Annotated in this window: 20 protein-coding genes, 1 tRNA gene, 1 rRNA gene and 1 riboswitch; of the genes, 6 read left to right on the plus strand and 16 right to left on the minus strand. The window is 57.0% G+C overall.

The annotated features are described in order from the left end of the window. Nucleotides 1-161: 161 nt before the first annotated feature. From ACP6EK_RS08150 to ACP6EK_RS08180, 7 genes are all read right to left on the minus strand, one after another. Nucleotides 162-542 carry a tyrosine-type recombinase/integrase gene (locus ACP6EK_RS08150; RefSeq protein WP_438315143.1) on the minus strand — a complete coding sequence of 127 codons (381 nt, stop codon included), beginning with the start codon at nucleotides 540-542 and terminating at the stop codon, nucleotides 162-164. Next, the gene (locus ACP6EK_RS08155) at nucleotides 482-832 is read right to left on the minus strand and encodes a hypothetical protein (protein WP_438315146.1); all 351 of its coding nucleotides are present in this window, start codon (nucleotides 830-832) and stop codon (nucleotides 482-484) included. Before ACP6EK_RS08155 ends, ACP6EK_RS08150 begins: the two co-directional genes overlap by 61 nt. 150 nt (nucleotides 833-982) lie before the next feature. After that, nucleotides 983-1,058, minus strand: a tRNA-Ala gene (locus ACP6EK_RS08160). Between the two features lie 55 nt (nucleotides 1,059-1,113). Next, nucleotides 1,114-2,693 (minus strand): 16S ribosomal RNA (locus ACP6EK_RS08165). A 179-nt stretch (nucleotides 2,694-2,872) separates the two neighbouring features. After that, nucleotides 2,873-3,541 carry a SagB/ThcOx family dehydrogenase gene (locus tag ACP6EK_RS08170; RefSeq protein ID WP_438315149.1) on the minus strand — a complete coding sequence of 223 codons (669 nt, stop codon included), beginning with the start codon at nucleotides 3,539-3,541 and terminating at the stop codon, nucleotides 2,873-2,875. A 21-nt stretch (nucleotides 3,542-3,562) separates the two neighbouring features. Then, nucleotides 3,563-4,540 carry a sugar phosphate isomerase/epimerase family protein gene (locus tag ACP6EK_RS08175; RefSeq protein ID WP_438315151.1) on the minus strand — a complete coding sequence of 326 codons (978 nt, stop codon included), beginning with the start codon at nucleotides 4,538-4,540 and terminating at the stop codon, nucleotides 3,563-3,565. Between the two features lie 9 nt (nucleotides 4,541-4,549). Continuing rightward, nucleotides 4,550-5,278, minus strand: coding sequence for an SDR family NAD(P)-dependent oxidoreductase (locus tag ACP6EK_RS08180; RefSeq protein ID WP_438315154.1), 729 nt, complete (start codon nucleotides 5,276-5,278; stop codon nucleotides 4,550-4,552). Between the two features lie 108 nt (nucleotides 5,279-5,386). Beyond that, nucleotides 5,387-5,473, plus strand: a riboswitch (cyclic di-GMP riboswitch). A 45-nt stretch (nucleotides 5,474-5,518) separates the two neighbouring features. On the opposite strand from ACP6EK_RS08180, the gene ACP6EK_RS08185 reads away from it, so the two are divergent. From ACP6EK_RS08185 to ACP6EK_RS08200, 4 genes are read left to right on the plus strand one after another with little or no spacing between them, the layout of a single operon-like run. Beyond that, entirely contained in the window at nucleotides 5,519-7,408 is a 1,890-nt protein-coding gene (locus ACP6EK_RS08185; protein ID WP_438315157.1) for a methyl-accepting chemotaxis protein, read from the plus strand. Nucleotides 7,409-7,461: 53 nt separating this feature from the next. Further along, nucleotides 7,462-8,451: a hypothetical protein gene (locus ACP6EK_RS08190; protein WP_438315160.1), complete on the plus strand. Its 990-nt coding sequence runs from the start codon at nucleotides 7,462-7,464 to the stop codon at nucleotides 8,449-8,451. Beyond that, nucleotides 8,444-9,538, plus strand: coding sequence for an NAD/NADP octopine/nopaline dehydrogenase family protein (locus ACP6EK_RS08195; RefSeq protein WP_438315162.1), 1,095 nt, complete (start codon nucleotides 8,444-8,446; stop codon nucleotides 9,536-9,538). The genes ACP6EK_RS08190 and ACP6EK_RS08195 overlap by 8 nt, the downstream gene beginning before the upstream one ends. Next, complete coding sequence (locus tag ACP6EK_RS08200; protein WP_438315165.1) at nucleotides 9,528-11,159, plus strand: methionine synthase; 1,632 nt, start codon at nucleotides 9,528-9,530, stop codon at nucleotides 11,157-11,159. The genes ACP6EK_RS08195 and ACP6EK_RS08200 overlap by 11 nt, the downstream gene beginning before the upstream one ends. Here the strand turns inward: ACP6EK_RS08200 and ACP6EK_RS08205 are convergent. The 4 genes from ACP6EK_RS08205 to thrC are packed head-to-tail and all read right to left on the minus strand — an operon-like array spanning nucleotide 11,156 to nucleotide 15,369. Further along, the gene (locus tag ACP6EK_RS08205) at nucleotides 11,156-12,175 is read right to left on the minus strand and encodes an aspartate-semialdehyde dehydrogenase (RefSeq protein ID WP_438315168.1); all 1,020 of its coding nucleotides are present in this window, start codon (nucleotides 12,173-12,175) and stop codon (nucleotides 11,156-11,158) included. The two genes, ACP6EK_RS08200 and ACP6EK_RS08205, sit on opposite strands and share 4 nt — an antisense overlap. Then, nucleotides 12,162-13,397 (minus strand): aspartate kinase, encoded by a 1,236-nt coding sequence (locus tag ACP6EK_RS08210; RefSeq protein ID WP_438315171.1) that lies wholly within the window; start codon nucleotides 13,395-13,397, stop codon nucleotides 12,162-12,164. Before ACP6EK_RS08210 ends, ACP6EK_RS08205 begins: the two co-directional genes overlap by 14 nt. Next, nucleotides 13,394-14,302, minus strand: a complete 909-nt coding sequence (gene thrB / locus ACP6EK_RS08215; RefSeq protein WP_438315174.1) for a homoserine kinase — start codon at nucleotides 14,300-14,302, stop codon at nucleotides 13,394-13,396. Before thrB ends, ACP6EK_RS08210 begins: the two co-directional genes overlap by 4 nt. Next, nucleotides 14,299-15,369 carry a threonine synthase gene (gene thrC / locus ACP6EK_RS08220; protein ID WP_438315177.1) on the minus strand — a complete coding sequence of 357 codons (1,071 nt, stop codon included), beginning with the start codon at nucleotides 15,367-15,369 and terminating at the stop codon, nucleotides 14,299-14,301. The genes thrB and thrC overlap by 4 nt, the downstream gene beginning before the upstream one ends. A 68-nt stretch (nucleotides 15,370-15,437) precedes the next feature. Between thrC and ACP6EK_RS08225 the strand changes: the two genes are divergently transcribed. Then, nucleotides 15,438-16,685 carry a hypothetical protein gene (locus ACP6EK_RS08225; RefSeq protein WP_438315179.1) on the plus strand — a complete coding sequence of 416 codons (1,248 nt, stop codon included), beginning with the start codon at nucleotides 15,438-15,440 and terminating at the stop codon, nucleotides 16,683-16,685. Here ACP6EK_RS08225 and ACP6EK_RS08230 read toward each other — a convergent pair. The 5 genes from ACP6EK_RS08230 to ACP6EK_RS08250 are packed head-to-tail and all read right to left on the minus strand — an operon-like array spanning nucleotide 16,606 to nucleotide 21,825. Continuing rightward, nucleotides 16,606-18,639 (minus strand): adenosylcobalamin-dependent ribonucleoside-diphosphate reductase, encoded by a 2,034-nt coding sequence (locus ACP6EK_RS08230; RefSeq protein ID WP_438315181.1) that lies wholly within the window; start codon nucleotides 18,637-18,639, stop codon nucleotides 16,606-16,608. The genes ACP6EK_RS08225 and ACP6EK_RS08230 overlap by 80 nt on opposite strands. A gap of 2 nt (nucleotides 18,640-18,641) precedes the next feature. Next, entirely contained in the window at nucleotides 18,642-19,298 is a 657-nt protein-coding gene (locus ACP6EK_RS08235; RefSeq protein WP_438315184.1) for an HAD family hydrolase, read from the minus strand. Further along, nucleotides 19,291-20,349, minus strand: coding sequence for a histidinol-phosphate transaminase (gene hisC / locus ACP6EK_RS08240; protein ID WP_438315187.1), 1,059 nt, complete (start codon nucleotides 20,347-20,349; stop codon nucleotides 19,291-19,293). The genes ACP6EK_RS08235 and hisC overlap by 8 nt, the downstream gene beginning before the upstream one ends. Next, nucleotides 20,346-20,912 carry a hypoxanthine phosphoribosyltransferase gene (gene hpt, locus ACP6EK_RS08245; RefSeq protein ID WP_438315190.1) on the minus strand — a complete coding sequence of 189 codons (567 nt, stop codon included), beginning with the start codon at nucleotides 20,910-20,912 and terminating at the stop codon, nucleotides 20,346-20,348. The genes hisC and hpt overlap by 4 nt, the downstream gene beginning before the upstream one ends. Continuing rightward, nucleotides 20,905-21,825, minus strand: coding sequence for a cytidylate kinase family protein (locus ACP6EK_RS08250; RefSeq protein ID WP_438315193.1), 921 nt, complete (start codon nucleotides 21,823-21,825; stop codon nucleotides 20,905-20,907). Before ACP6EK_RS08250 ends, hpt begins: the two co-directional genes overlap by 8 nt. Between ACP6EK_RS08250 and ACP6EK_RS08255 the strand changes: the two genes are divergently transcribed. Then, the gene (locus tag ACP6EK_RS08255) at nucleotides 21,806-23,104 is read left to right on the plus strand and encodes a TolB family protein (protein WP_438315196.1); all 1,299 of its coding nucleotides are present in this window, start codon (nucleotides 21,806-21,808) and stop codon (nucleotides 23,102-23,104) included. The two genes, ACP6EK_RS08250 and ACP6EK_RS08255, sit on opposite strands and share 20 nt — an antisense overlap. The last annotated feature ends 12 nt before the right edge of the window (nucleotides 23,105-23,116 follow it).

The following is a 23,116-nucleotide window of genomic DNA, read 5'->3' on the forward strand; positions in this document are numbered from 1 at the left end:
TTCTTCGGCTGCATTGGCCATTCGCCTTCCCTGAAATACAGCTCTGATTATACCCTGGGGAATGAAGGAAGAACAAGAGCTTAACCGATTTTAGCTTGGATGCTACGGTGTTTCCTTGGCTTCTCCTCGGCTCGTATTCCGCTTTCTTGCCGCCGTCCTAGCTATGCTCGAACAGGGGCCCTGTGTCTGTCTGTGCCGATGAAGAAAAATAGCGAAAACGGCCCGGAGGAAGAATGAAGCCCGAACCGGGTTGGCTGGGAAGAGACTCTTCCGTCCCGGGTGATGAAGACGTGCTCTTCGTACGCATGGAAGCCCTGCATTTTCAGCCAGCGAGCCATTTCTTTCTTGAGCGTCCTGCCCATGTACGCTTCCCGGTCCTTGCTTCCCTTCCCCGTGACAAGAAGCGACCCTTTGATGAGGTTCACCCGGTCAGCGGTTAAGCCCAGAAGCTCAGAGAGGCGAAGCCCCGTGTCTAAAAAGGTCAAGAGCATGACGTAGTTGCGGAAGCCTTCCCAGGTCTTCTTGTTCGCCGCTTTGAGCAAAGCCATAACCTGCTCGTCGTTGAGCACATGGGGAACTGCTTCGGTAGCCTCGGGCGCTTGAGCGTTGCGGCGAGGTCTTCTTCGATGTGCCCCTCTTCGTAGAGGAAGTGTGGGAAGGTTTTGATGGCACGCACGTGGGTGTCGATTGAGGCCATCTCCAGGCGGTCAAAGAGGCTGTTGACGTACTTACGCAAAGAAGCTCGAGTTAAGCCTTCCCGGTCCACAAAGGCGACAAAAGGCGTCAGGATTTCCTGGTACCAACGCAGGGTTTTGGCCTTTTTGCCCTCCACCCTGCCGCACAAGAGGAAATCTTCGAGGTAGAGGCTGAAGAGGGTTTCCTTTCTGGCTTTCACCCTGTTCGCCTGTCTTGCCAAAAACCAGGGAAAGTGAGCAAATGTTACAGAGGCGGAAAGCGAGTTCTTATGCGGTTTTTGCGCAACTGGTGGAGATGACGGGACTTGAACCCGTGACCTCCTGCTTGCAAAGCAGGCGCTCTCCCAGCTGAGCTACATCCCCACATCCTGCACCTTGAGAAGAAAATATTCCGCCTACTTCCCTCTGGACTCCTTAGAAAGGAGGTGATCCAGCCGCAGGTTCCCCTACGGCTACCTTGTTACGACTTCACCCCAATCATCAACCCCACCCTCGGCGCCTGCCTCCCTCTTGCGAGGGTTAGCCCGGCGACTTCAGGTGAAGTCGACTTTCGTGGTGTGACGGGCGGTGTGTACAAGGCCCGGGAACGTATTCACCGCGCCATGGCTGATGCGCGATTACTAGCGATTCCGCGTTCATGCAGGCGGGTTGCAGCCTGCAATCCCAACTGAGGCCGGCTTTCTAGGATTGGCTCCCCCTCGCGGGTTCGCAACCCTCTGTACCGGCCATTGTAGCACGTGTGTCGCCCAGGGCATCAGGGCCATGAGGATTTGACGTCATCCCCACCTTCCTCCGGCTTGTCGCCGGCAGTCCCCTTAGAGTGCCCGGGTTACCCCGGTAGCAACTAAGGGCAAGGGTTGCGCTCGTTGCGGGACTTAACCCAACATCTCACGACACGAGCTGACGACAACCATGCAGCACCTGTTGTGGCTCCCCTGGAAACCAGGGGTCGTCACCCTTTCGGGCTCCTACCACCACAATGTCAAGCCCTGGTAAGGTTCCTCGCGTTGCATCGAATTAAACCACATGCTCCACCGCTTGTGCGGGCCCCCGTCAATTCCTTTGAGTTTCAACCTTGCGGCCGTACTCCCCAGGCGGGGTACTTAATGCGTTAGCTGCGGCACGGAAGGGGTCGAACCTCCCACACCTAGTACCCATCGTTTACAGCCAGGACTACCCGGGTATCTAATCCGGTTCGCTCCCCTGGCTTTCGCTCCTCAGCGTCAGGGACAGACCAGAGAGCCGCCTTCGCCACTGGTGTTCCTCCCGATATCTACGCATTTCACCGCTACACCGGGAATTCCACTCTCCTCTCCTGCCCTCGAGCTCCCCAGTTTCCCACGACCCTCCCCGGTTGAGCCGGGGGCTTTCACGTGAGACTTAGGGAGCCGCCTACGAGCGCTTTACGCCCAGTGAATCCGGACAACGCTCGCTCCTTACGTATTACCGCGGCTGCTGGCACGTAATTAGCCGGAGCTTTCTCCTGGGATACCGTCACAGGAAGGAGCTGTTCACCCCTTCCCTCTTCTTCTCCCAGAACAGGGGTTTACGACCCGAAGGCCTTCTTCCCCCACGCGGCGTCGCTGGGTCAGGCTTTCGCCCATTGCCCAAGATTCCTCACTGCTGCCTCCCGTAGGAGTCTGGGCCGTGTCTCAGTCCCAGTGTGGCTGATCATCCTCTCAGACCAGCTACCCGTCATCGCCTTGGTAGGCCGTTACCCCACCAACAAGCTGATGGGACGCGAGCCCCTCTTGAGGCGCCAGCATGCCAAGCAGAGGCCAGCTTTCCTCCAGAAGCCCTGCGGCCCTGGAGTGTATGGGGTATTAGCCCCCCTTTCGGGGGGTTATCCCCCTCCTCAAGGCAGGTTACTCACGCGTTACTCACCCGTTCGCCACTCAGCCTTCCCTTCCTCAGAGAGTCAGGGAAGCTGCGTACGACTTGCATGTGTTAGGCACGCCGCCAGCGTTCGTCCTGAGCCAGGATCAAACCCTCCATGACAAACCTGTTCAGTCCTCACAGAGGACCTGATTTCCTGGTTCCTGTACGGTACCACCTTCAGGAAGTAGGCGGAATATTCACTTGTCAAGGTGCGCCTTTTTGCCCTGGGGGAGCCAGGGCAAGAGATAATTTAGCACAGGGGTGAGGAATTGTCAACAAGAGCCCGAAAAAATTCGGGATTACCGTACTCTCCCAACAGGCATGAGGTAGAGAGGGTGCTCGCTTAGCGGAAGATTCAGGACTTTCTTCACCCCCTCATCCTGGAAAGCTCCAACTACGACGGTTCCAAGACCAAGAGCCTCAGCCTGGAGGTAGACGTTCTGTGCGGCATGACCGGCTTCCATGTACACATACCGGATGCCCCGCTCGCCGTACTTCCGGGTTGTCCGTTCGTAAACCGCAGCGAGGACAAGGACTACCGGCGCTTCACGAATCCAGCGCTGGAAGAGCGCCACCCTGTACAGGTCTTCTCTCCTGTCACCCTCAAGAACCCGCAAAAGTGCGTGCTCTTCAGGGAGGTACCGGTACACTCCGGGCAAAAGGCCCTCGACCTCCCCGGCAACGATATAGACCTCCAGGGGATACAGCGCTCCTGCTGAGGGAGCCGTACGGAAGCCCTGTGCTCTGTCCGTGACGCCCTGGGCTGCCCAGAGGAGCTGGGCGATTTCTGGAAGAGTCAGAGGGGATCGGGCAAAAGAGCGTTGTGAACGACGCCGCAGGAGCGCTTCCTCAACAGAGGTGTCGCTATCAAACCGTGGGGAGGGCAGGGCAATCCTCTCCTCAGCATATCCCCGTATCCCCCACCACCCCACAAAAAGCAGAACAAGGAAAAACAGCACCACGCGCACTTTTTCCCTCCTTTCAGGGCATTACCGATTCTCGTCCTCCCCGCAGAGAACCCTCTTGAGGTAGCGGAGTGATTGCCGCAGCATGGGGCCAAGAAGGCGATCGCTGTAATCCCGGCCAAGTTTTGGTCCAGGGAGTTCGAGATACCCCACGATGCGCTGTTTGGGGAGGAGATGGCGCTTCTCAAAGAGCAGGGACCGGATGCTTCGCACATCCACCACACCCCGAGCGAGGTTCTCCGGCTCAAACCCAAAGGTCTCGTGGTACATGGCATCGGTGTTTTTCCAGTGGAATTCATGGAGATACGGGAATGTGGCCACAAAAAGCGATACGTGGTCCTCGCGGAGCCTCCCCTCTTCGTCCACAAAGCCGTGGGAGACGTCGGCACAGAAGCCAAAGCGGGCTGCCGTATCCCTGTGCTTTTGCCAGTAGGCGGTTAGCTCCTCTCCGATTGCCCTGACCTCGCGGGCAGTGCAGGGAGGCTCAGCGTAACACGACATGGGCTCTACGGTGAGCCACTCAAGACCCCAGGACTTCGCGTAGTGCAGGAGTTCCTTGATCTTCTCAAGGTATCTCCGGATGCCCCTTTCCCGGAAACCCAGACGGTCTCGAGGGAAAGCCCCCATAGAGGCACCGCAGGACGAAGCCCCAAGAAGGGCAGCCACCTCAATGAGTCTCCGGTAATTGCGCTCTGTGACGGCCGCCATCTCCGGGTCCTCTGAGAGGAATCCCCCAAGTTCCCGGTACGCCGAGAACACACTCGATATGGTAATACCCCGCTTTTTTGCCTCTTCCCGCAACCTCAGGAAATACGAATCAGGGAGGAAGTAGAGCTCAAAGAACGTCCCGAGCTGGAGGTGCGTGACGCCTTCTTCAGCCATGAGGTCGAAGAGCCACTGGAACGAGTACCGGTACGTGATGGGGTCGCTTTTTACCCCAAGTAAGAGCTCCAGAGACACCGGCGCCTTCTGGCATTCCTCCTGCGGCAGCCTCTCCTGCATCGTTGCACCTCACCTCCAGGGCTCGTTCGAAGCCCGGCGAACGTTCACCTCGTCGATGACCGCGTTTTTGCCCCGCATGGTGAGCAAAAACCAGACGATTTCGGCAATCTCTTCCGGAGTGATGAGCCGTTCTCCAAGAAGGTCCGGGCGCATGGCGGCAATGAGGTCCGTCCCCACGCCTCCAGGAGCGATAACGTGCACCCGGATTCCTTCCGGGTGCAGTTCTCGAGCAAGAACCTTCGTAAAACCCATGAGGGCGTGTTTTGAGGCCGTGTAGGCTCCCTGGTGAATGTAGCCCTTCGTTCCCACCACAGAGGAGATATTGATGATGGTGGCCAGCGCAGAACGGCGGAGGTACGGCAGGGCTTCTCGACAGATGAGAAAGGGAGCGCGGACGTTCACAGCCATCTGGAATTCCCATTCTTCAAGTGTCGTTTCTTCAAGGGGCTTCGACAGGGCAACCCCTGCATTGTTCACCACAACATCCAAACGCCCGAAGTATTCTCCGGCTTCACGCACAAGGCGGGCAGGGAAAGTAGGATCCGCAAGGTCCCCAGCGCAAACGAAGACCTCGGCACCAAGTGCCGAGAGCTCGGTCTTCAGGGCTTCCAGTGCCTCCTGAGAACGGGCACAGAGCGCAAGGTGCAATCCCTTTTCCGCAAGAGTTCTGGCAATGGCGCGGCCAATCCCACGACTGGCTCCCGTAACAAGAGCAACCTTCCCTCTCCACTCTTCCATGACATTCCCCCCAGAGCCTCTCTCTATCTTAGCACAAAAATTCTACAGGATTTTTCCCTAACCCCTTTAGAACGTATTCCCTCGGCCGATATAATACTTTGGAGCCCGGGGATGAAAGGGCAAACTCCCCGAAAGGGGAGGGCGCAAAGCCACAGGCCTACGGTGTTTTTCCACCACGGCGGCTGGGCTGCCAAGCTCCGGCACCAAGTACTCCAGTACTTCACTTTGGGGGGGAACCACATGGAACGGTGGCATTTCTCCTTTTCGCTCAAGGTTCGCCTTGCCCTTCTTGGAATCCTTGCGGTTGTGGCTTCAGCACTGGCTGTCGGGCTTTTCAGTCTCTCTCTGAGCCAGAAGGAAATGCTGAAGAAGCGCCAGGAAGCGACACAGTTCATCGTTGAAGCGGCAATGTCCCAGATTCAGGCTCAGTATGAAGCCTTCCAGAAGGGAACCATCTCTGAGGACGAGGCCAAAGCCCGGGCCCTGAGTATCCTCGAGCGTCTCCGGTATGAAGGAGAAAACTACGTGTGGGTGAACGACCTGAAACCCTCTATGGTCATGCACCCCACAAAGCCTGAGCTCAACGGGCAGGACCTCACCGATTACAAGGACCCTCAGGGGAAACGGCTCTTTGTTGAAATGGTGAAGGTCTGCAAGGAGCAAGGAGCAGGCTTTGTGGATTACCTCTGGCCAAAACCAGGCTTCACCGAGCCCGTCCCCAAGGTTTCCTACGTGGCACTCTTCAAGCCCTGGGGATGGATTGTGGGAACCGGAGTTTACCTCGACGATGTCCGGGCCTACATGAGGGGAATAACCCTGCGAATGGTGGTCACTATCGCCATTGCCGTTGCTGTCCTTGCCGTCGTCTTCCTGCTCCAGGCCTTTGCCATCGCCCGTCCTGTTGAGGTGCTCGTTCGCCATGCAGAACGTGTGGCCAGGGGAGACCTCAGCAATAACCTCGCTGTGTCTCGCCGGCGCGATGAAATCGGCCGGCTCTCTCAGGCCTTCCACGCCATGGTTGAAAGCCTCAAGGATATGATCCAGAGCGTTTTCCACACAACCGATGCTCTGGCCTCTTCAAGCAATGAGGTGTCTGCATCGGTGGAGGAGGTGGCCAAAGCTACCGAAGAGATCGCCCAGACCATCGCCCAGGTGGCTGAAGGTTCCACCCGCCAGAGCGAAGAGCTCAACGCCATTGACGAGGAGACCAAAAACATCGCCAGAAGAGCCGACCAGGTTTTTGAAGCCACGGAACGCAACACTCAAGCGGTGCTCAACATTACCGCCCACATGGAGGAGAACATGAGAGCGCTGGCAGCGATTGAGGAGGCCCTCGAAAAAACCGCCCAGGAGGCGCAGAATGATAAAGAAGCGGCGGAAAAAGGGAAAGAATCGCTTAAGGTGCTTGGAGAAAGCATCCAGCTGATTTCCCGGGGTGCCCAGGAGGTTGCTCAGGCGATTCAAACCCTGAATGCCCGGTCTGAGGAAATCAGCAGCATCGTCGGCATCATCACGAGCATCGCCGAACAGACCAACCTCCTTGCCCTCAATGCTGCGATTGAAGCTGCCAGAGCCGGAGAGGCAGGGCGAGGATTCGCCGTGGTGGCAGAAGAAGTGCGCAAACTCGCTGAGGAATCCTCCCAGGCTGCAGAACGCATTGCCCGGCTCATTGAGGAGATCAAAAAGGACATGGCCCGAGCTTCAGAGAGCATGCACGAGGCAGAGGAAGAGGTGGAACGAGGAGTTGCCCGGCAGAACGAGGTGAACAGGAATTTCGAATCCATCATCGCCTCCGTTGACCGGACGCTCCAGGAAATCCAGGGACTGTACCAGGCCCTCCACCGGGCAAAGGAATCCCTGAACGAAACCCTCAAGGAAACTGAGACCATCGCCCGGCTCTCTGAAGAGAACAACAGGGTACTCAACGAAATCGCCCAGGCTATTAAGGTCGTCACGGACAAAATCGCCGCCGCAGCCTCGGTGTCTGAAGAGAACGCCGCAGCCAGCGAGGAAGTCTCCGCTTCTGCGGAAGAGCAGAACGCTTCCCTTCAGGAAATCACCAAGGCCACCGGAGCTCTGGCTCAGCTTGCGGAAGAGCTCAAAGAGAAGGTCAAGCGCTTCACGGTTTAGGTTTCCTTGTCTTCACCCCTCCCTAATGGTATATTAGAGAGGGGTGAAGGCTATTGCCTGCAGCGCGAGTACTTTTGGCCTACAATCAGGCTGTGCTCTCTCAGGAAGAGGAGGAATACTACGCAACCCAGCAGGAACTTAAGGGACAGACGCTCACCCTCATCCAGGAGGCCCTGAGAGAAACCGGATACGAGGTGGTGCTTTTCGACGTTGAACGCCCTCTTGAGGAAGTGGTGACCCGTCTCTTGTCCGAGGACATCCACTTTGTCTTCAACGTCACCACCTGTGTCTCGTCGGTGTACAGCCAGGCACTCTTGCCTTTGCTTCTTGACGCCCTGGACATCCCTTATCTTGGTTCCCGCGCGGTGGTCCATTCACTTTGCCTAGATCGTTCTCTGACGAAGCTGGCCCTGCGGGGTCTTGGTGTCCCTACACCGTCCTTTTTCCTCTGGACTCCTCAAGCTCCCTGGCCAGAGAACATAGAATTCCCCGTTCTCGTAAAACCCCGTTTTCGAGAACACCGGGGAAGGAAGCTTGGGGGTTTCATGGTCCATGACCACAGGGATCTCGAGAGAGCCGCTCTTGAGCTTTTCGAGATGACGGGGGAAAAAGTGATTGTCGAAAAGTACATTCCTGGAAGAGAATTCGTTGTTGGTCTTTGGGGCAACGATGAGGAAACCGCTCCTCTGCCCATCCTCGAAATCACTCCCCTCAGCAGAGATTTTCCTCCCTGCGAGGAAATCCTCAGGCGAGGAGGACGGGTTCTGGGAGTAGCAGACCTCCCTGAGGAAATCGTCCTTCAGATTCAGCGCATGAGTCTCAAAATCTTCCAGGAACTCAACATGCGCGATTACGCCACATTTCGCCTGATTCTCTCTGCGGGAGAAGCCCTGCCGCTTTTTCTTGAAATCAACGCCCTTCCGCTGCTCTACTACCGCCAGAGTCCTTTCCCAGAGATGTGCGCTGCTTTGGACATTGACTATACGGGTATGGTGCAGCGTCTCTTCCACATTGCTATGAAACGGGTGAAAACCTGTGCTTGATCCTGTAACTTTTGCCGTTCTTGGGGCAGGACACGGTGGGCAGGCTCTGGCGGGGTACCTTGCCCTCAAGGGTTTTCCAGTGCGGCTTTTCAACCGAACTCCCGAGCGCCTTCGTCCCATACAGCTTCTTGGAGGCATACAGGTTGAGGGAGAGGTCAGTGGCTTTGCCCCTATCCCGGTTGCAACCTCGGATATCCGGGAAGCCATAGCGGGTACCCAGGTCATCATGGTGGTTCTCCCGGCCACAGGTCATCGGGACATTGCCGAACGCCTGAGCCCTTACCTCGAGGACGGGCAGATGATCGTCCTCAACCCTGGGAGGACAGGAGGTGCGCTTGAAGTACGCCAGGTTCTCAGAGAAACTTCCTGCACAAAAGACGTCCTCATCGCCGAAGCTCAGACCTTTCTCTTCGCCAGCCGGATCAGCGGACCGGCGCAGGTCCGGATATTCCGGGTGAAGAACAGCATCCCGGTTGCTGCCCTACCGGCGTACGAAACTGTGAGGGTCGTCCAGACGCTTCGGGTTGCCCTACCCCAGTTCGTTCCCGAAGACAGCATCCTGAAAACGAGTTTCAACAACATTGGTGCCGTTTTCCATCCTACCATCACCATCCTCAACGCGGCCCGAATAGAGAGCACCCACGGGGAGTTCGACTACTACATCGAGGGCGTCACACCCTCTGTTGCCCTCGTCCTTGAAGAGGTGGACAGGGAGAGGGTGAAAGTCGCGGAAGCCCTGGGAGTCCGCGCCATCACCGCCCGGGAATGGCTGTATTCGGCCTACGACGTTTCCGGGAGAAACCTCTTTGAGGCTATCCAGAACAACGCGGGATACCAGGGGATTCGAGCACCCTCCACCATTTTCCACCGATATATCACGGAAGATGTCCCTACAAGCCTTGTCCCCATTGCTTCTCTGGGGAAAATGCTCGGTGTGCCCACGCCGACCATCGATAGCCTCATTCACCTTGCTTCGGTCCTCCACGGGAAGGACTATTGGAGAGAGGGAAGAACCGTGGAGAAGCTTGGGCTGCAAGGGTTAAGCGTGAAGGACATCCATGAGCTGGTGGTGACCGGTGGAAAGTAAAAAGGTCCTTGGAGCCTCGTTGGGAACCTGTGTCCACGTTGCCGGGGTGTACGGATTCCTGACCCTTGCTGAGCGTTTCGGATACCAGACGGTTTTCCTCGGTCCTGCCCGCTCTCCCCGGGAGGTCGTCGAGGCGGTTTTCCAAGAACGCCCGTCAATGGTCATCGTTGGATACCGTCTCACAGAATGTGTGGCGGAGAGGCTCTTTAAGGAGCTACAGAATCTTGTGACTAGGCACGGCCTCTTTCGGATTCCCTGGGTTTTGAGCTGTACTCCTCAAATTGAGCCTGTAGCCCGCAAATCTGGCCTTTTTACCTATATCTTTACCGGAAGGGAACCCTTTTCGGAGATTGTGGCGAGCTTAGTCGGACCGGGGGAAGAACGCAAAGAGGATACCTATCCTGGAACCCTTCCTGAGCGTATTGCCGCGAGGTACCCCTTCCCCCTTCTCCGCCACCACTTTGGCCTTCCCACGGTGGAGGAAACGGTGGAAGGGGTGCGCCGCATAAGCGAGGCGAAAGTGGTGGACGTTATTTCCCTTGGCCCGGACCAAAACGCCCAGGAGTTCTTCTTCGAACCTCACAGAATGGACGAGACCCACAAAGGAGCAGGAGGAGTTCCCCTGCGACGGAGAGAAGACCTTGTGGCCATATTTGAGGCCTCTCGAAGGGGGAACTTTCCCCTCCTCCGCTGCTACAGCGGAACGAACCACCTCAAGGAGTGGGCACACCTTCTGCACGAAACCATCCGTATCGCCTGGGGGGCGGTCCCCATCTTCTGGTACAGCGAGCTCGATGGACGATCGAAACGGCCACTCCCTGAGGCCATCAGGGAGAACCTGGAAGCCATGAAGACCTACATCGACCTTGGAGTTCCCATAGAGGTGAACGACGCACACCAGTGGAGCCTCCGGGGAGCTCCAGACAGCGTCGCCGTGGCCTCTTTTTTCCTTGGGGCGTACATTGCCAAAAAGCTCGGCGCTCGATACTACGTCGCCCAGTACATGCTGAATACCCCTCCGGGCATTGTCCCCCGGGCGGATCTCGCCAAAATGCTTGCCAAAAAAGACCTTGTGCAGACTCTTGAAGACGCGACTTTTACCGTCTTCACCCAGATCCGGGGAGGGCTGGCCCACTTCTCTCCACATCTTGAGATCGCCAAAGGACAGCTTGCGGCTTCGACCTTCCTTGGACTTTTCCTTCGCCCTCACATCGTTCACGTGGTGAACTTCTCCGAGGGCGACCACCTGGCCCGACCTGAAGAGGTCATCGAAAGCGCCCATATTGTTCAGGGCGTCCTGAAAGACGCCCTCTTTGACCTTCCCGACGCTGCGAAAGACCCCTACATTGCAGAACACCGGGCACGGATAAAGCAGGAGGCGCTCCTCCTTCTCGAGGCCCTAAAGAGCCTGGGTCAGGAGGAAGACCCCTTCCTTGACCTAGGGGTCCTTGCTGGAGCAGTTACAAGAGGTCTCTTTGACGCCCCTCATCTTCTCGGCAACCCCTGGGCTAAAGGAAAGATCCAGACGAGAATCGTTGAAGGCATGCTTTACCCTGTCGATGAAAAAGGGCGTGTACTCAGCGAGGAAGAGCGCTTGAGGCGCTTGGGATTCTCCTTTTAAAGAATCCCCTCCCGCAAGAGGAGTTCGGCAATCTGGATGGCGTTGAGCGCCGCCCCCTTGCGGAGCTGGTCCCCAACCACCCAGAGGTTCAGCCCTCGCTCCAGAGAAATATCCTCCCGAATCCGCCCAACGTAGCACTCGTCCTTTCCAGCAACGAAAAGGGGCATCGGGTAGAGACGATTCTCTGGGTCGTCCTGAACCACCACTCCCGGGAAGTTCGAAAGGAGTTCCACTGCTTTTTCCCGGGTGATCTTCCGTTCCGTCTCAACGTTGATGGCTACGGAATGAGCCCGGAACACCGGAACCCGAACACAGGTTGCCGTTACCTGAATAGAAGGATCCTCCATGATTTTTCGCGTTTCCCAGACCATTTTCATCTCTTCCTTTGTGTAGAAGTTCTCTAAGAATACGTCGATATGGGGAATGAGGTTAAAGGCAATCTGGTAAGGGAAAACCCGAGCCTCTAAGGGTTTTCCCTGGGCATAGGCCACAATCTGTTCCTCGAGTTCCCTCATGGCCTGTGCTCCTGCCCCGGAAGTCGCCTGGTAGCTTGCCGCCACGATCCGGCGAATCTTTCCGTAATCATGGAGGGGCTTTAAGGGCACAACAGAGATAATGGTGGTGCAGTTGGGATTGGCGATGATGCCCCGTTTCTTCACCTCACGAACCCGGTGGGGGTTGACCTCCGGAACGATCAGAGGAACATCGTCTTCGAGACGGAACGCGGAAGAGTTATCCACCACCAGACACCCACTCTCCACCGCTTTGGGAGCAAACTCCCGACTTACAGAAGCACCGGCACTGAACAGCGCAAGGTCACACCCGGAAAAACTCGAAGGACCCAGAACCTCAACAGGGATTTCCTCTCCTCTGAAATGCACTGTCTTCCCCTGAGAACGTGGGGAGGCCAGAGGTTTCAAATCCCGGAGAGGGAACTCCCGTTCCTCAAGAATGCGGAGCATTTCCTGTCCGACCGCTCCTGTGGCACCGACCACGGCAACCCTAAGAGCCTTCACGGAGAATCACCTCACTGTCGCTGATAAACGTCTTGTGCAGTGCCCGAACCGATTCTTCAACCCGGCCCTTCGGGATGAGGCAGGAAATCCGGAGGTTTGAGGTGCTGATCATGTCGATATTCACCCCACAGCGTGCCAGGGTGTCAAACATGCGAAAGGCAATGCGGGGGTCATTTGCCACCCCCGCCCCCACCACCGATACCTTCCCCACGTCTTCGTCGAACTTCACCCCTTCAAAGGAGAGGATCTTCTGCAGGTCTTCGAGGGCTCTCCGTACCTTCCCCTCATCTTCCCGGGGAATCACGAAGGCAATGTCCTTCTTGCCCTCCCGCCCTTCGCTCTGGATAATCATATCGAGGGACACCGAGAAGTCGGCAAGAGTCCGCAGGATGAGGGCAGCAACACCGGGCTCGTCCGGAACCCCAAGAAGGACAACCTTGACAACCTCAAGACTGTGGGTGATGGCTCGCACTTTGACTTCCTCCATATTTTCCACCTCCTCCACCCACGTTCCCTCCTCTTCAAAGAACGTCGAGCGAACGTGAACCCGAACCCGATAGAGCCTTGAGAAGTCTACCGCGCGAAGCTGCAGGACCTTCGCGCCAAGGCTTGCCATCTCCGACATCTCATCGTAAGAAATGCGGGGGATTTTCCTCGCCTCAGGGACAATGCGGGGGTCTGCTGTGAAAACCCCTGCAACGTCGGTGTAAATCTCGCACACATCGGCCCGGAGAGCCGCCGCCAGAGCACAGGCCGTGGTATCGCTCCCTCCCCGGCCAAGGGTAGTGATGTCCCCGCTTTCGGTAACACCCTGGAAACCGGCGACGATGACCACCTTTCCCTCGTTGAGGTGACGGAAAATCCTCTCCACCTCGACTCTGAGGATGCGGGCCTTGGTGTGCACGTCAGTGGTGATGATTCCTGCCTGTCCTCCGGTAAGAGCAATCGAGGGCACTCCCTGGGCAAAAAGAGCAATAGAGAGCAGGGCAATGGAGACCTGCTCTCCCGTGGCAAGAAGCACATCCACCTCTCGCTCTGGAGGAAACGGATGGAGTTCCTGGGCCATGGCAAGCAGAGCATCGGTAGTTTTCCCCATCGCCGAGACCACCACAACCAGTCGGTGGCCTTCGAGGAAGTACCGGCGAACCCGGGAAGCTACATGGCGAATCCTCTCCAAATCGGCGACCGAAGATCCTCCGTATTTCTGGACGACAAGACTCACAGGATTTCAACCCTCGCGCCCTTTTCCTCAGGATGCACTTCCTGAATCCTCACCGCCACACCCCGGGCAGCGAAAATTCCGGCGATTTCCCTTTTTTCCTCTTCCTCAAGGGGTCGGGAAAGGACAAGAAGCAGTGTTGGACCGGAACCGCTGATGACCACATTCCCCAAGCCCTTCCCTTTCACATATGCTTTCACTTCGGGAAAACCGGTTACGTATTTTCCCCGGTACGGTTCATGGATGCGGTCCTCTAAAGCACGGAAGAACCCTTCACGGTCTCGGGTAAAGAGGCTCCCCAGGAGGAAGGCAAGGTGGGAGAGGGAGAACACCACATCCTCCCTGGGGTAGGAAGCGGGGAGCACACCCCGCATGATTTCGGTACTCAGAGTATAGTTGGGAATGAGCACAAAGAGGGAGAAAAGCGGGGGAAAGGAAAACCGCTGGTAGAAGACCCTCCCCTCCTCCCGGAGGGCAATGGTGAACCCTCCCACGAAGGCCGGGATGACGTTGTCGGGGTGTCCCTCAAGGGCGACGGCAAGCTCGAGCATCTCCTCAAACTTCAGCTTCCCCCCACAGAGCGCATTTGCTACCGTTACCCCGGCAACGATGCACGCGGCGCTGCTCCCGAGCCCCCGGGCAATGGGGATGTCGTTTGTGGCGCAGACCCTGAGACCTACTCCCTCAAAGCCAAGCCGCTCCCAGGTTTTCCGCACGGCAACGAAGAAGAGGTTTCGCTCGTCCTGCGGCACTTCCCCTTCACCCTCCCCCCGGTGGTGGAGAAAGAAGGACCGTTCCTCCGTGGTTTCCACCTCCACCTCATAGGTGAGGTCAAGGGCAAGACCTAAAACGTCGAATCCACAGGAGAGGTTCGCCGAAGTCGCAGGAACACAGGCACGGAGTTTCACAGCCTCTCCCTCCCAAGTCCGAGGAGTTCCACCACCGCCTCTTCCCGTGGTTCAACCTCTTCAATTTTTCCCTCGTTCTGTCTGACGGCAATGTCGGGATCCTTCAGACCATGCCCGGTGAGAATGCACACCACCGTTTCTTTTCCCCGAAACATTCCCTCCCGTGCCTTCTTCATAACACCTGCAAGGGAGGCCGCGGAAGCAGGCTCCACGAAAAGCCCTTCCTCTTCCGCAAGCGTCCGCTGGGCAAGGAGAATCTCCTCGTCACTCACGGCGTCAATGAGCCCACCGGACTCATCCCGGGCAGCAATGGCCCCCTTCCAGCTGGCCGGATTGCCAATACGGATGGCAGTGGCCACCGTCTGGGGGTTTTCCACGGGCCTCCCCAGAACAAGCGGGCAGGCACCTTCGGCCTGGAAGCCGAACATCTTTGGCAGGGCACGGGTTTTCCCTCGCTCGAAGAACTCCTTGAAACCCCTCCAGTACGCCGTGATGTTCCCTGCATTCCCCACGGGAAGCGCAAGGATATCGGGAACACCTTCAAGCCATTCCACAATCTCAAACGCCGCGGTTTTCTGCCCCTCAATGCGGTAGGGGTTGATGGAGTTGACGAGCGCCACCGGATAGTTGGCCGTGATGAAACGCACAATGCGCAGTGCGTCGTCAAAGTTCCCGCGTACCGCCAGAACTCTCGCTCCATGCATCAACGCCTGAGAGAGCTTCCCCAGGGCGATTTTTCCCTGAGGGATGAGGACGATACAGGAGAGCCCCGCCCTGCGGGCATACGCTGCGGCCGAGGCAGAGGTGTTCCCGGTTGAGGCACACATCACCACTGCTTTCCCTTCCTCCTTGGCCTTGGCAATGGCCACCACCATACCCCGGTCTTTGAAAGACCCCGTGGGGTTCATTCCTTCGAACTTGAAAAAGAGCGCCCCTACCCTGAGGCGTTTCTCAAGAGACGTCGAGCGAATGAGGGGCGTGTTGCCCTCTTCAAGGGTCAGAAGCGGTGTCGCCGCCGTTACAGGCAGGTATTCAGCAAAGTACGCAAGAATTCCCGGCCAGCGCAAGAAAAACTCCCCCTTCTTTACTCCGAGTTCTTCTTAGCATACCATAAAAAAATATGGAGAAAAAGCACGTGCTTCTTGTCAGTAACGGATACGGAGAGGATTCCTTCGCAGCCCTTATACTAGAAGAACTCCTGGGACTGGCCGAAACCCGGGGCGTTGCCCTTGAGGTGGGCATTGTTCCCCTGGTGGGAGAAGGCAAAGCCTTTGAGGGTATAGTGCAGAGGTTTCCAGGCCGGGTGAACCTGCTCCACGTTTCCCCCTCTTTTCCGTACGGTGGGGTGTACCTGGGGAGCTTTCCCCAGCGCGTCTTTCGGCTTCTTACCGACGCATTCCGGGGAGGAATAAGGAACGCGCTGGCCGTTTATCGCCTTCTCAGGCACTGCCCGCTGTCCTTCGACATGGTGATTGGAGTCGGGGACATCCTTCCCCTCCTTTTCGGTCTTCTTGGTACCGGAAAGAAGGTGTATCTCTTCGCCTGTGCCCATACCGATCTTTTGCGAATTCGAAAGAAACCCTATGAGCGTCTGGGAAGGATCACGGCGCTCTTCTTCCGGCATGGAACGGCAAAGGTCTACACCCGGGATGCCCCAACCGCCCTGTGGTTCCAGAGTCTGGGTATTCGGGCCGAATTCCTCGGATTTGTGGGTCCGGAAATCCCTTCGGGTTCCTGCAGGGAAAAGAACATCCTCTTTCTTCCCGGGCATCGGGGGGATTGGGAGAGGAACTTCCTCTTCCTTACAAAAACAATACTTCTTGCCCGGAACGCCCTGGCCTCCTTTGCCCTCCACTTTGTCTTCCCCTCGGAGCAAAGTGCCGTGCAGATAGCTCGGGCCATTCAGAAGGCCCGCGGGGAATTCGTCGTCCCCTCCTCTTTTCTCCTGGGACAACAATCCATTTCCTTCAGCCAGGGAGACTACTTTGCACGCCTTGGAAGTGCTTCCCTCGTTGTGGGATTCGCAGGAACAGCCCTCGAGTACGCGGCGTTCTGTGGCATCCCCTGTATTGAACCCTGCCTCAAAGATGCTATCCAAGCAAACCCCCATTTCCTCACTGCACGACAGGCTCTGCTCCTTCGAGAGGCCCTCATTCCCGGGGGAGACACTCCGGAAAAAACCGCCCGCGTTCTGCAGGAGGTCCTGGGGAACCTCCACGTTTTTCAGGAGAGGGCGCAGCAATTTGCCAGGACAACCTGGCAGGGGCAGGGGGAGGGAGCAAGGAACATTGCCCGGGACCTTCTCAGCATTCTTCGCACGGTGCCTCCGAAACGCCAAGGTATAGAACCTGCTGTGGGCGACTCTCGTAACGGTACACGGTGATGCCCTTGCACCCAAGCTCATGGGCCAAAAGGTACACCCGGAAGACATCCTGAGGGGTTGCGGACTCCGGGAGATTCACCGTTTTCGAAACGGCGTTGTCCACGTACTTCTGGAAGGTTGCCTGAACCCGGACATGGAACTCCGGGGGAATCTCTAAAGCGGTGAGAAAGAGGCGGTGCAGGGTTTCAGGAATGCCCTCAACGCCCGCCATGGTCCCTCGCTCGAGCACAGCTTTCCGAACCTCCTCCGGAATACCAAAGCGCTGGAACATCTCTTCAAGGAGAGGATGGACCTCAACGAGTTCGGTGTGCTCCAGGACATACCTTCGAAAGGCCAGAGCAAAAAGGGGCTCGATGCCACTTGAGCAGGATGCAATGATGCTTATGGATCCTGTGGGAGCAATGGAGAGCAGGGTGGCGTTGCGAAGGGGAAGGTTCTTCTTTGCCCAGACGCTCTGGGGGTAATTGGGGAAGGTGCCACGTCGCGCAGCAAGATCCAGAGAGGCCATCCGGGCTTCAAGGGCGATGAAGTGCATCACCTCGGCAGCAATCTTGAGGGCCTCTTCGGAAAAATAGGGAATGCCAAGCTGCACCAGCATATCCGCAAACCCCATCACTCCAAGACCAATTTTCCGGTTCCCCTTCACCATCTTCTCAATGGCTTCCAGGGGATACCGGTTAGCCTCGATGACGTTATCCAGGAAATGCACCGCCTTCCACACCACTTCCCGAAGGCGGTCGTACTGGATTTTCCCTCCCCTGACGAACTTCGCTAAATTTAGAGAACCGAGGTTACAGGATTCATAGGGCAAAAGGGGGACCTCACCACAGGGGTTGGTGGCCACGATGTCTCCAAGGTGAGGGGTGGGGTTTGCGCGGTTCATTGTGTCAAGGAAAAGGAGGCCTGGCTCCCCGCTTCTCCAGGCACTCTCGGCAATTGTTTCAAAGAGTTCCCGGGCATTCACCCGTTCCCAGACCTTCCCATCCCGGGGGTTGACGAGTTCCACCTTGTCACCGCGTTTCACCCTTTCGATTTCCTCATCCGTTATGGCCACCGAGAGGTTGAAGTTCTCCAGAAACCCTGGCTTTTCCTTGGCCCGAATGAACTCCCGAATATCGGGGTGGTTGAATCGAAGGACCCCCATGTTTGCACCCCGGCGCCGACCACCCTGCTTCACCACGTCTGTAGCCGCGTCGAAAATCCGCATGAACGACACAGGACCCGAGGCCCGTCCACCCGTGGAAGCCACGATGTCGCCTTTCGGACGAAGGGCGGAAAAACTGAATCCCGTTCCTCCTCCGGATTTGTGGATGATGGCCATCTCCTTCAGGGTCGTGAAAATCGAGTCAATGGAATCCTCAACGGGAAGGACGAAACACGCCGAAAGCTGCCCAAGGGATGTCCCCGCATTCATGAGGGTGGGGGAGTTGGGGAGAAAGACGAGAGAGGTGAGGAGCTCAAAAAATTCCTCAAAGGTTCTTGACGCATCCTCTCCGAAGGCCCTGTCCACCTCGGCGATGGAGCGGGCAACCCGCTCCATCATGCCCTTTGGGGTTTCGATGACGTTTCCTTCGCTGTCTTTCAGGAGGTATCGTTCCTTCAGCACCCGCACCGCGTTCAGGGAGAGTTTCAAATCGTCCCGTACCCCGAAGAGCTCCCATTTCGCCTTTCGGAGAGAACGCCTTTTCTCCCGGTACAGAATATACGTCCGGGCGACCTCGGAAAGACCTTCTCGCATGAGCACTTCCTCAACGATATCCTGAATCCTCTCGACCTCGGGAATGTCGCTGACCCGCTCGGAAAGCAGGCGAACGACCTTCTCAGCCAGGGTGTGGGCAAGCTCGGGATCCTCTCTCCCACAAGCAGAAAGCGCCCGGGAAAGGGCCGAAACAATCTTTTCCCTTTGGAAGGGTTCAAGAGTCCCATCCCGCTTTCGCACATACTCAAAAGGCACCGTCATCCCTCCTCTTCATACCGTTTTCGAACCCACAGGAACATCTCCCGGGGTGTAGCGAAAACGTACTCCGCCGTGATACGCTCTGCCTCGGCACGGTGGAAAGAGTCCCAAAGTGCCAGGGCAAAGGCCACTTGAGCCCCGTGTGCAGCCTGGGCATCGAGTGGAGAATCCCCCACATAGAGCGCATTCTGGGGAGGCACTCCGAAGTGCTCGAGAATCCGGACCACCCCATCAGGATGGGGCTTGGCTTGCCGCACCTCGTCTCCACACAGGACGAAGTCAAAGAGGCGTTCGAGGTTGAACCTCCGAAGGGTTATGGAAGCGCTTTTTCTCCCCTTGGAGGTGAACAGCGCCTGTCTTACTCCCTTCCTTCGGAGGTACTCAAGAATTTCCAGAACTTCAGGAAAAGGCGTTACAAGGCGGTCGTGTTCCTGCTCGTAGAACTCATAGAATGCCCGCAGGGCCTCGTCCTTCTTCTCCCGCCCCACAATTTGCTCAATAACGACATCCTCCGGAGGACCGTAGAGACCGACGATATCTCGAGGAGTCATGAAGCGCCCGGCAAAACGCTCGGCCACCCACTGGAAAGCTCCCCAGAGGAGCCTGGAACTCCCGATGACAGTGTTGTCGAGATCCCAGATAAAAAGTTCAAACATGGGCTTCCTCTAAAAGGGCAGTGATATGGTGTACGAGCAATTCCATCTCCCTCTCGGTCCCGATGGAAATTCGAAGAGCATCAGGCCATTCGGGGAAATACCGGACAAGGACCTTCCGGCGCTTCAGCGCTTCGTACAGGAAACGGAGGTCAACCCCTGCTTTTCTCACCATGACGAAATTCGCCTCGGAAGGGTAGACGAAAAACCCCAGCGCCCTCATTCTCTCCGAGAACCACTCGCGGGTGCTTCTTATGCGGGCGATGTTCTCCCGAACGTACTCGAGGTCTTCCAGGGCCGCGCAGGCACCAACCTGGGAGAGAATGTTCACGTTGTACGAGGCCTTGGCCTTGAGGAGCTCTCGAACGACCGCGGGGTGGGCAAAGAGGAAACCGACGCGCAGTCCTGCAAGGGAAAAGGATTTCGAGAGAGTCCGGACAAGGACAAGGTTTTCATACCGCTCAAGAAGAGGAAGGGCACTTTCCGGAGCGAAATCGACATAGGCTTCGTCAACGACCACAGGGCAGGCTGAACCCTGCACGAGCCTCTCGATATCCCTGGGGGGAATGAACGTTCCCGTGGGGGAGTTGGGGTTACAGAGGAACTTCAACCGCGCAGAAGCCGTAACAAGGGCCTCGGGAAGGGAGAAGTCTTCGGGAAAGGGTATTTCCAGAGGCACTCCTCCCTGGAGAAGCGTAAGAACCCGGTAGTACGTGTAGGTGGGGACGGGGTAGGCGACCCTGTCCCCCGGGTCCACGAAGATTCGCACCACAAGGTCGAGAAGCTCATCCGAACCGTTCCCGACGAGAATCCAGTCCTCCGGAATCCCGTACACCGCGGAGGCCTTCTGTCTCACCGCATCACTCAGTGGAGGAGGATACAGCGCCAGAGAACGGGAGGTAAGGAACTCCTGAAGCGCCGCAATGACTCTTGGGGATGGAGGATAGGGATTCTCGTTGGTGTTGAGTTTCACGAATCCCCCTTCTTTTGGCTGTTCCCCGGGTGTATATCCCTGCATGGCAAGAATGGCTCTGCGAAACTCCACAACGTTCACCGTCCCTTCCCCATCTGTTTCAGAACCTGCGTGCTCCTCCCAGAGGGGTCATAAAGAGCGTAGACTTCCTGGAGGTTCCGGAAATCCCCCCGGAAATCCAGGCCGTATCCCACAACGTAAATATCCGGAATTTCGAAACAGAAGTAGTGAACCTCGACCTCGGCGATACGACGAACCGGACAATTCAGGAAGCTGCACACCCGGACACTCCGGGGAAGCCGCCGCTCAAGGTTTCGCACAAGGAAATTCAGCGTAAGCCCCGTATCCACGATGTCCTCAAGAATAAGGACATGGCGTCCCTTAAGGTCCACATCCACGTCTTTCTCGATCTCAGCCCGTCGAAGTCCCAGGCGGAAAGGAGAGAGGGCCATAAAGTCAAGGTCAAAGGGAATTGTGAGCGCCCTTGTGAGGTCCACGGCAAAGTACACCGCTCCCCGAAGAATAACAATGAGAACCGGTCGTTCTCCTCTGTAATCCCGGTCAATTTCATGGGCGACCTCCTCGACACGCCGCTGAATTTCTTCACGGGTGAACACCCGCGTTCCCAACCGGGGATCACTCATGGTCGTCCTCAAGGTCGAATTTCCTCAAGATGTGTTCATAGTCCCGGGCGTACACGACCTTGATCTTCACCTCCGGATAGAGCTCCTTGAGCTTTCGAATCTTCCGGTTCTTGCGCCAGGTAAGCTTCTGCTTCTGGGTGGTGAGCTCGATGAAGAGGTCGAAATCCGGGAGGTAGAAATCGGGGGCAAAGGCCTCCACCACATTCCCTTCACTATCCCACTCAAGCGGGAACGTCCGGGGCTCGTAGAGCCAGCGAATACCATAGAAGTCGAGAATTCGGGCAAACTCCTCCTCTGAAGGGTGAGAGAACACCACAGGCTTTTCCAGGAACCCTTCCCTGGTGAAGAACGACCCCTGTTGACCCGATACCGGAAGTCGTGTCCTTTTCATGGCCTCAAGAACGAGCTGGCAGGACTCCTCAACGTCGTAAAAGGCGGTGTTGAGGACAAAGTGGTAATGGAGGGGGTTACGCCAGTCCACCCCGAAGAACCTGAGGAGGAATTTCTCCCGCTGCCGGTCCTGCTCGGCAAGGATGCGCGAGGCCGTGACCTCATCCTGACGGTACCGCTCCATAATGCGTCGGAGCCTCACCGGTACCGGAGCCACCACGAGGAGATGGAACGCCTTCGCACAACGGGCAAGGAGTTTCTGTCCTCCTCGTCCAAGGAGAACAAAGGCCCGTTTCTCGGCAAGCTCCTCGAGGAGCTTGCCGACCTCCGCCATCCAGCGCTCTCGCTCTCCCTCTTCCTCAGGAGGTTCAGGAGAAAGCGCAGGGGAATGGCCCTCGAGGAGAACCATCCACTGTTCTCTGTTGATGAGCTCATAGCCCAAAATTCTTGAGAGTCTCAGGGCCACCTCATCTCCCAGGCTCTCAACCTCTCGAGAAACTGTGATGACTGAGAAGTTCCCCATTCCCCTTTTCACCGGCTTCTATTATACTATCCTGAGGATGGAAAACCCAGGGAAGAAGACGAGGAGCTGGAAAAAACGCACAATCGCAGGATTCCTCTACCTTGCCGTTTGGGGAATCTTGTCCATTCTGCCCGTTTCTTTGGGATGGGCAAAAGACCTCTTCTTCTTCGACTATACTCCTGAGCACGTTTTTGCTCCCCTTGAAGGTTTCCTCGAGGACGTGCTCCACAGAAAGCCCAGGCCCTTCCCCCGGCCACCTCTTGAGGACCTGAAGAAGGGCGTGTTTCCCGACACCCTGGTGACCGAAGGAGACGTTTTGCTCTTTGGATACGCCAAGGAGGATTGGCTCTTCTTCGAAGTCTGGGACCTTGGGGCCTCCCGGAAGGTTCTGGGCATGGTTCGTCGCCTCGAGGAAAGCGCTGCCCTTCTTGAGGCGATGAAGCGCCGGATTCCCGAAATACTTGGACGGGCAAAAGAGTGGAAGGTCCTCTTCGTCCGCCAGGAAGGCGGTCGCTCGTTCGTCGTCTTCTCGGATCTTGCAGGAAAACGGGAGGTTTCGTTCCCCTTCCCGGAAAGTGGAGGCGTGCTTGAGACCATTACCATGACTCCCGATGGACAATCCCTCCTTGCTGTGGTTTCCTGCGCAGGTGTGCCCAACATTTTCCGGGTTGACCTTTACCCCCGCAGGGTGCAGCGTTTGAGCCTCCGAGAGTTTTCAGACTTCTCCCCCACCTTTTCCCCCTCCCGGGGAACCATTTTCTTTCTTTCGGAGCGAGGGGGAAAAAGGGGCATCTACGAGATGCACCTCGATGGGTCAAGACAGCGAGAGCTTTTGGCGCGAGACGCCCCTCTGGGGTGGCTCTCCGCATCCCGGTATACCGAAACCCTTGCGTTTTCTGAATTCCGGGAAGGGCAATGGAAGCTGGTGCTCTGGAATCCCCTCGAAGGACGGGAAGACGTTCTGAACTTTCCGGGTAACGTCCTTTATCCTACCTTTGGAGGACGAGAACGGCTCTTCTTCATCGGGGAACAGGAGGGAAGGTACGACGTGTATGAGCTCTCTCCTCAAAAATCCTGGACCAGGTTGACGAACGACGGTCTCCCCAAGGCATACCTTGCAGCAACCCCTGATGGTCAGAAGCTGGCCTTCTGCGTGGAGAAAGACCCTGGAAACTGGGACGTGGCTGTCCTCGACCTGGTAAAAAGGAGAACTGTGCGGCTCACCGCCTCCTGGGCCAGGGAGCAGAGTCCAGTTTTCGCTCCCCTTCCCATGTACTGAACCGGAGGGATA

Source organism: Candidatus Caldatribacterium sp. SIUC1 (assembly GCF_051549785.1).
In the GTDB taxonomy this organism is placed as follows: Bacteria; Atribacterota; Atribacteria; order Atribacterales; family Caldatribacteriaceae; genus Caldatribacterium.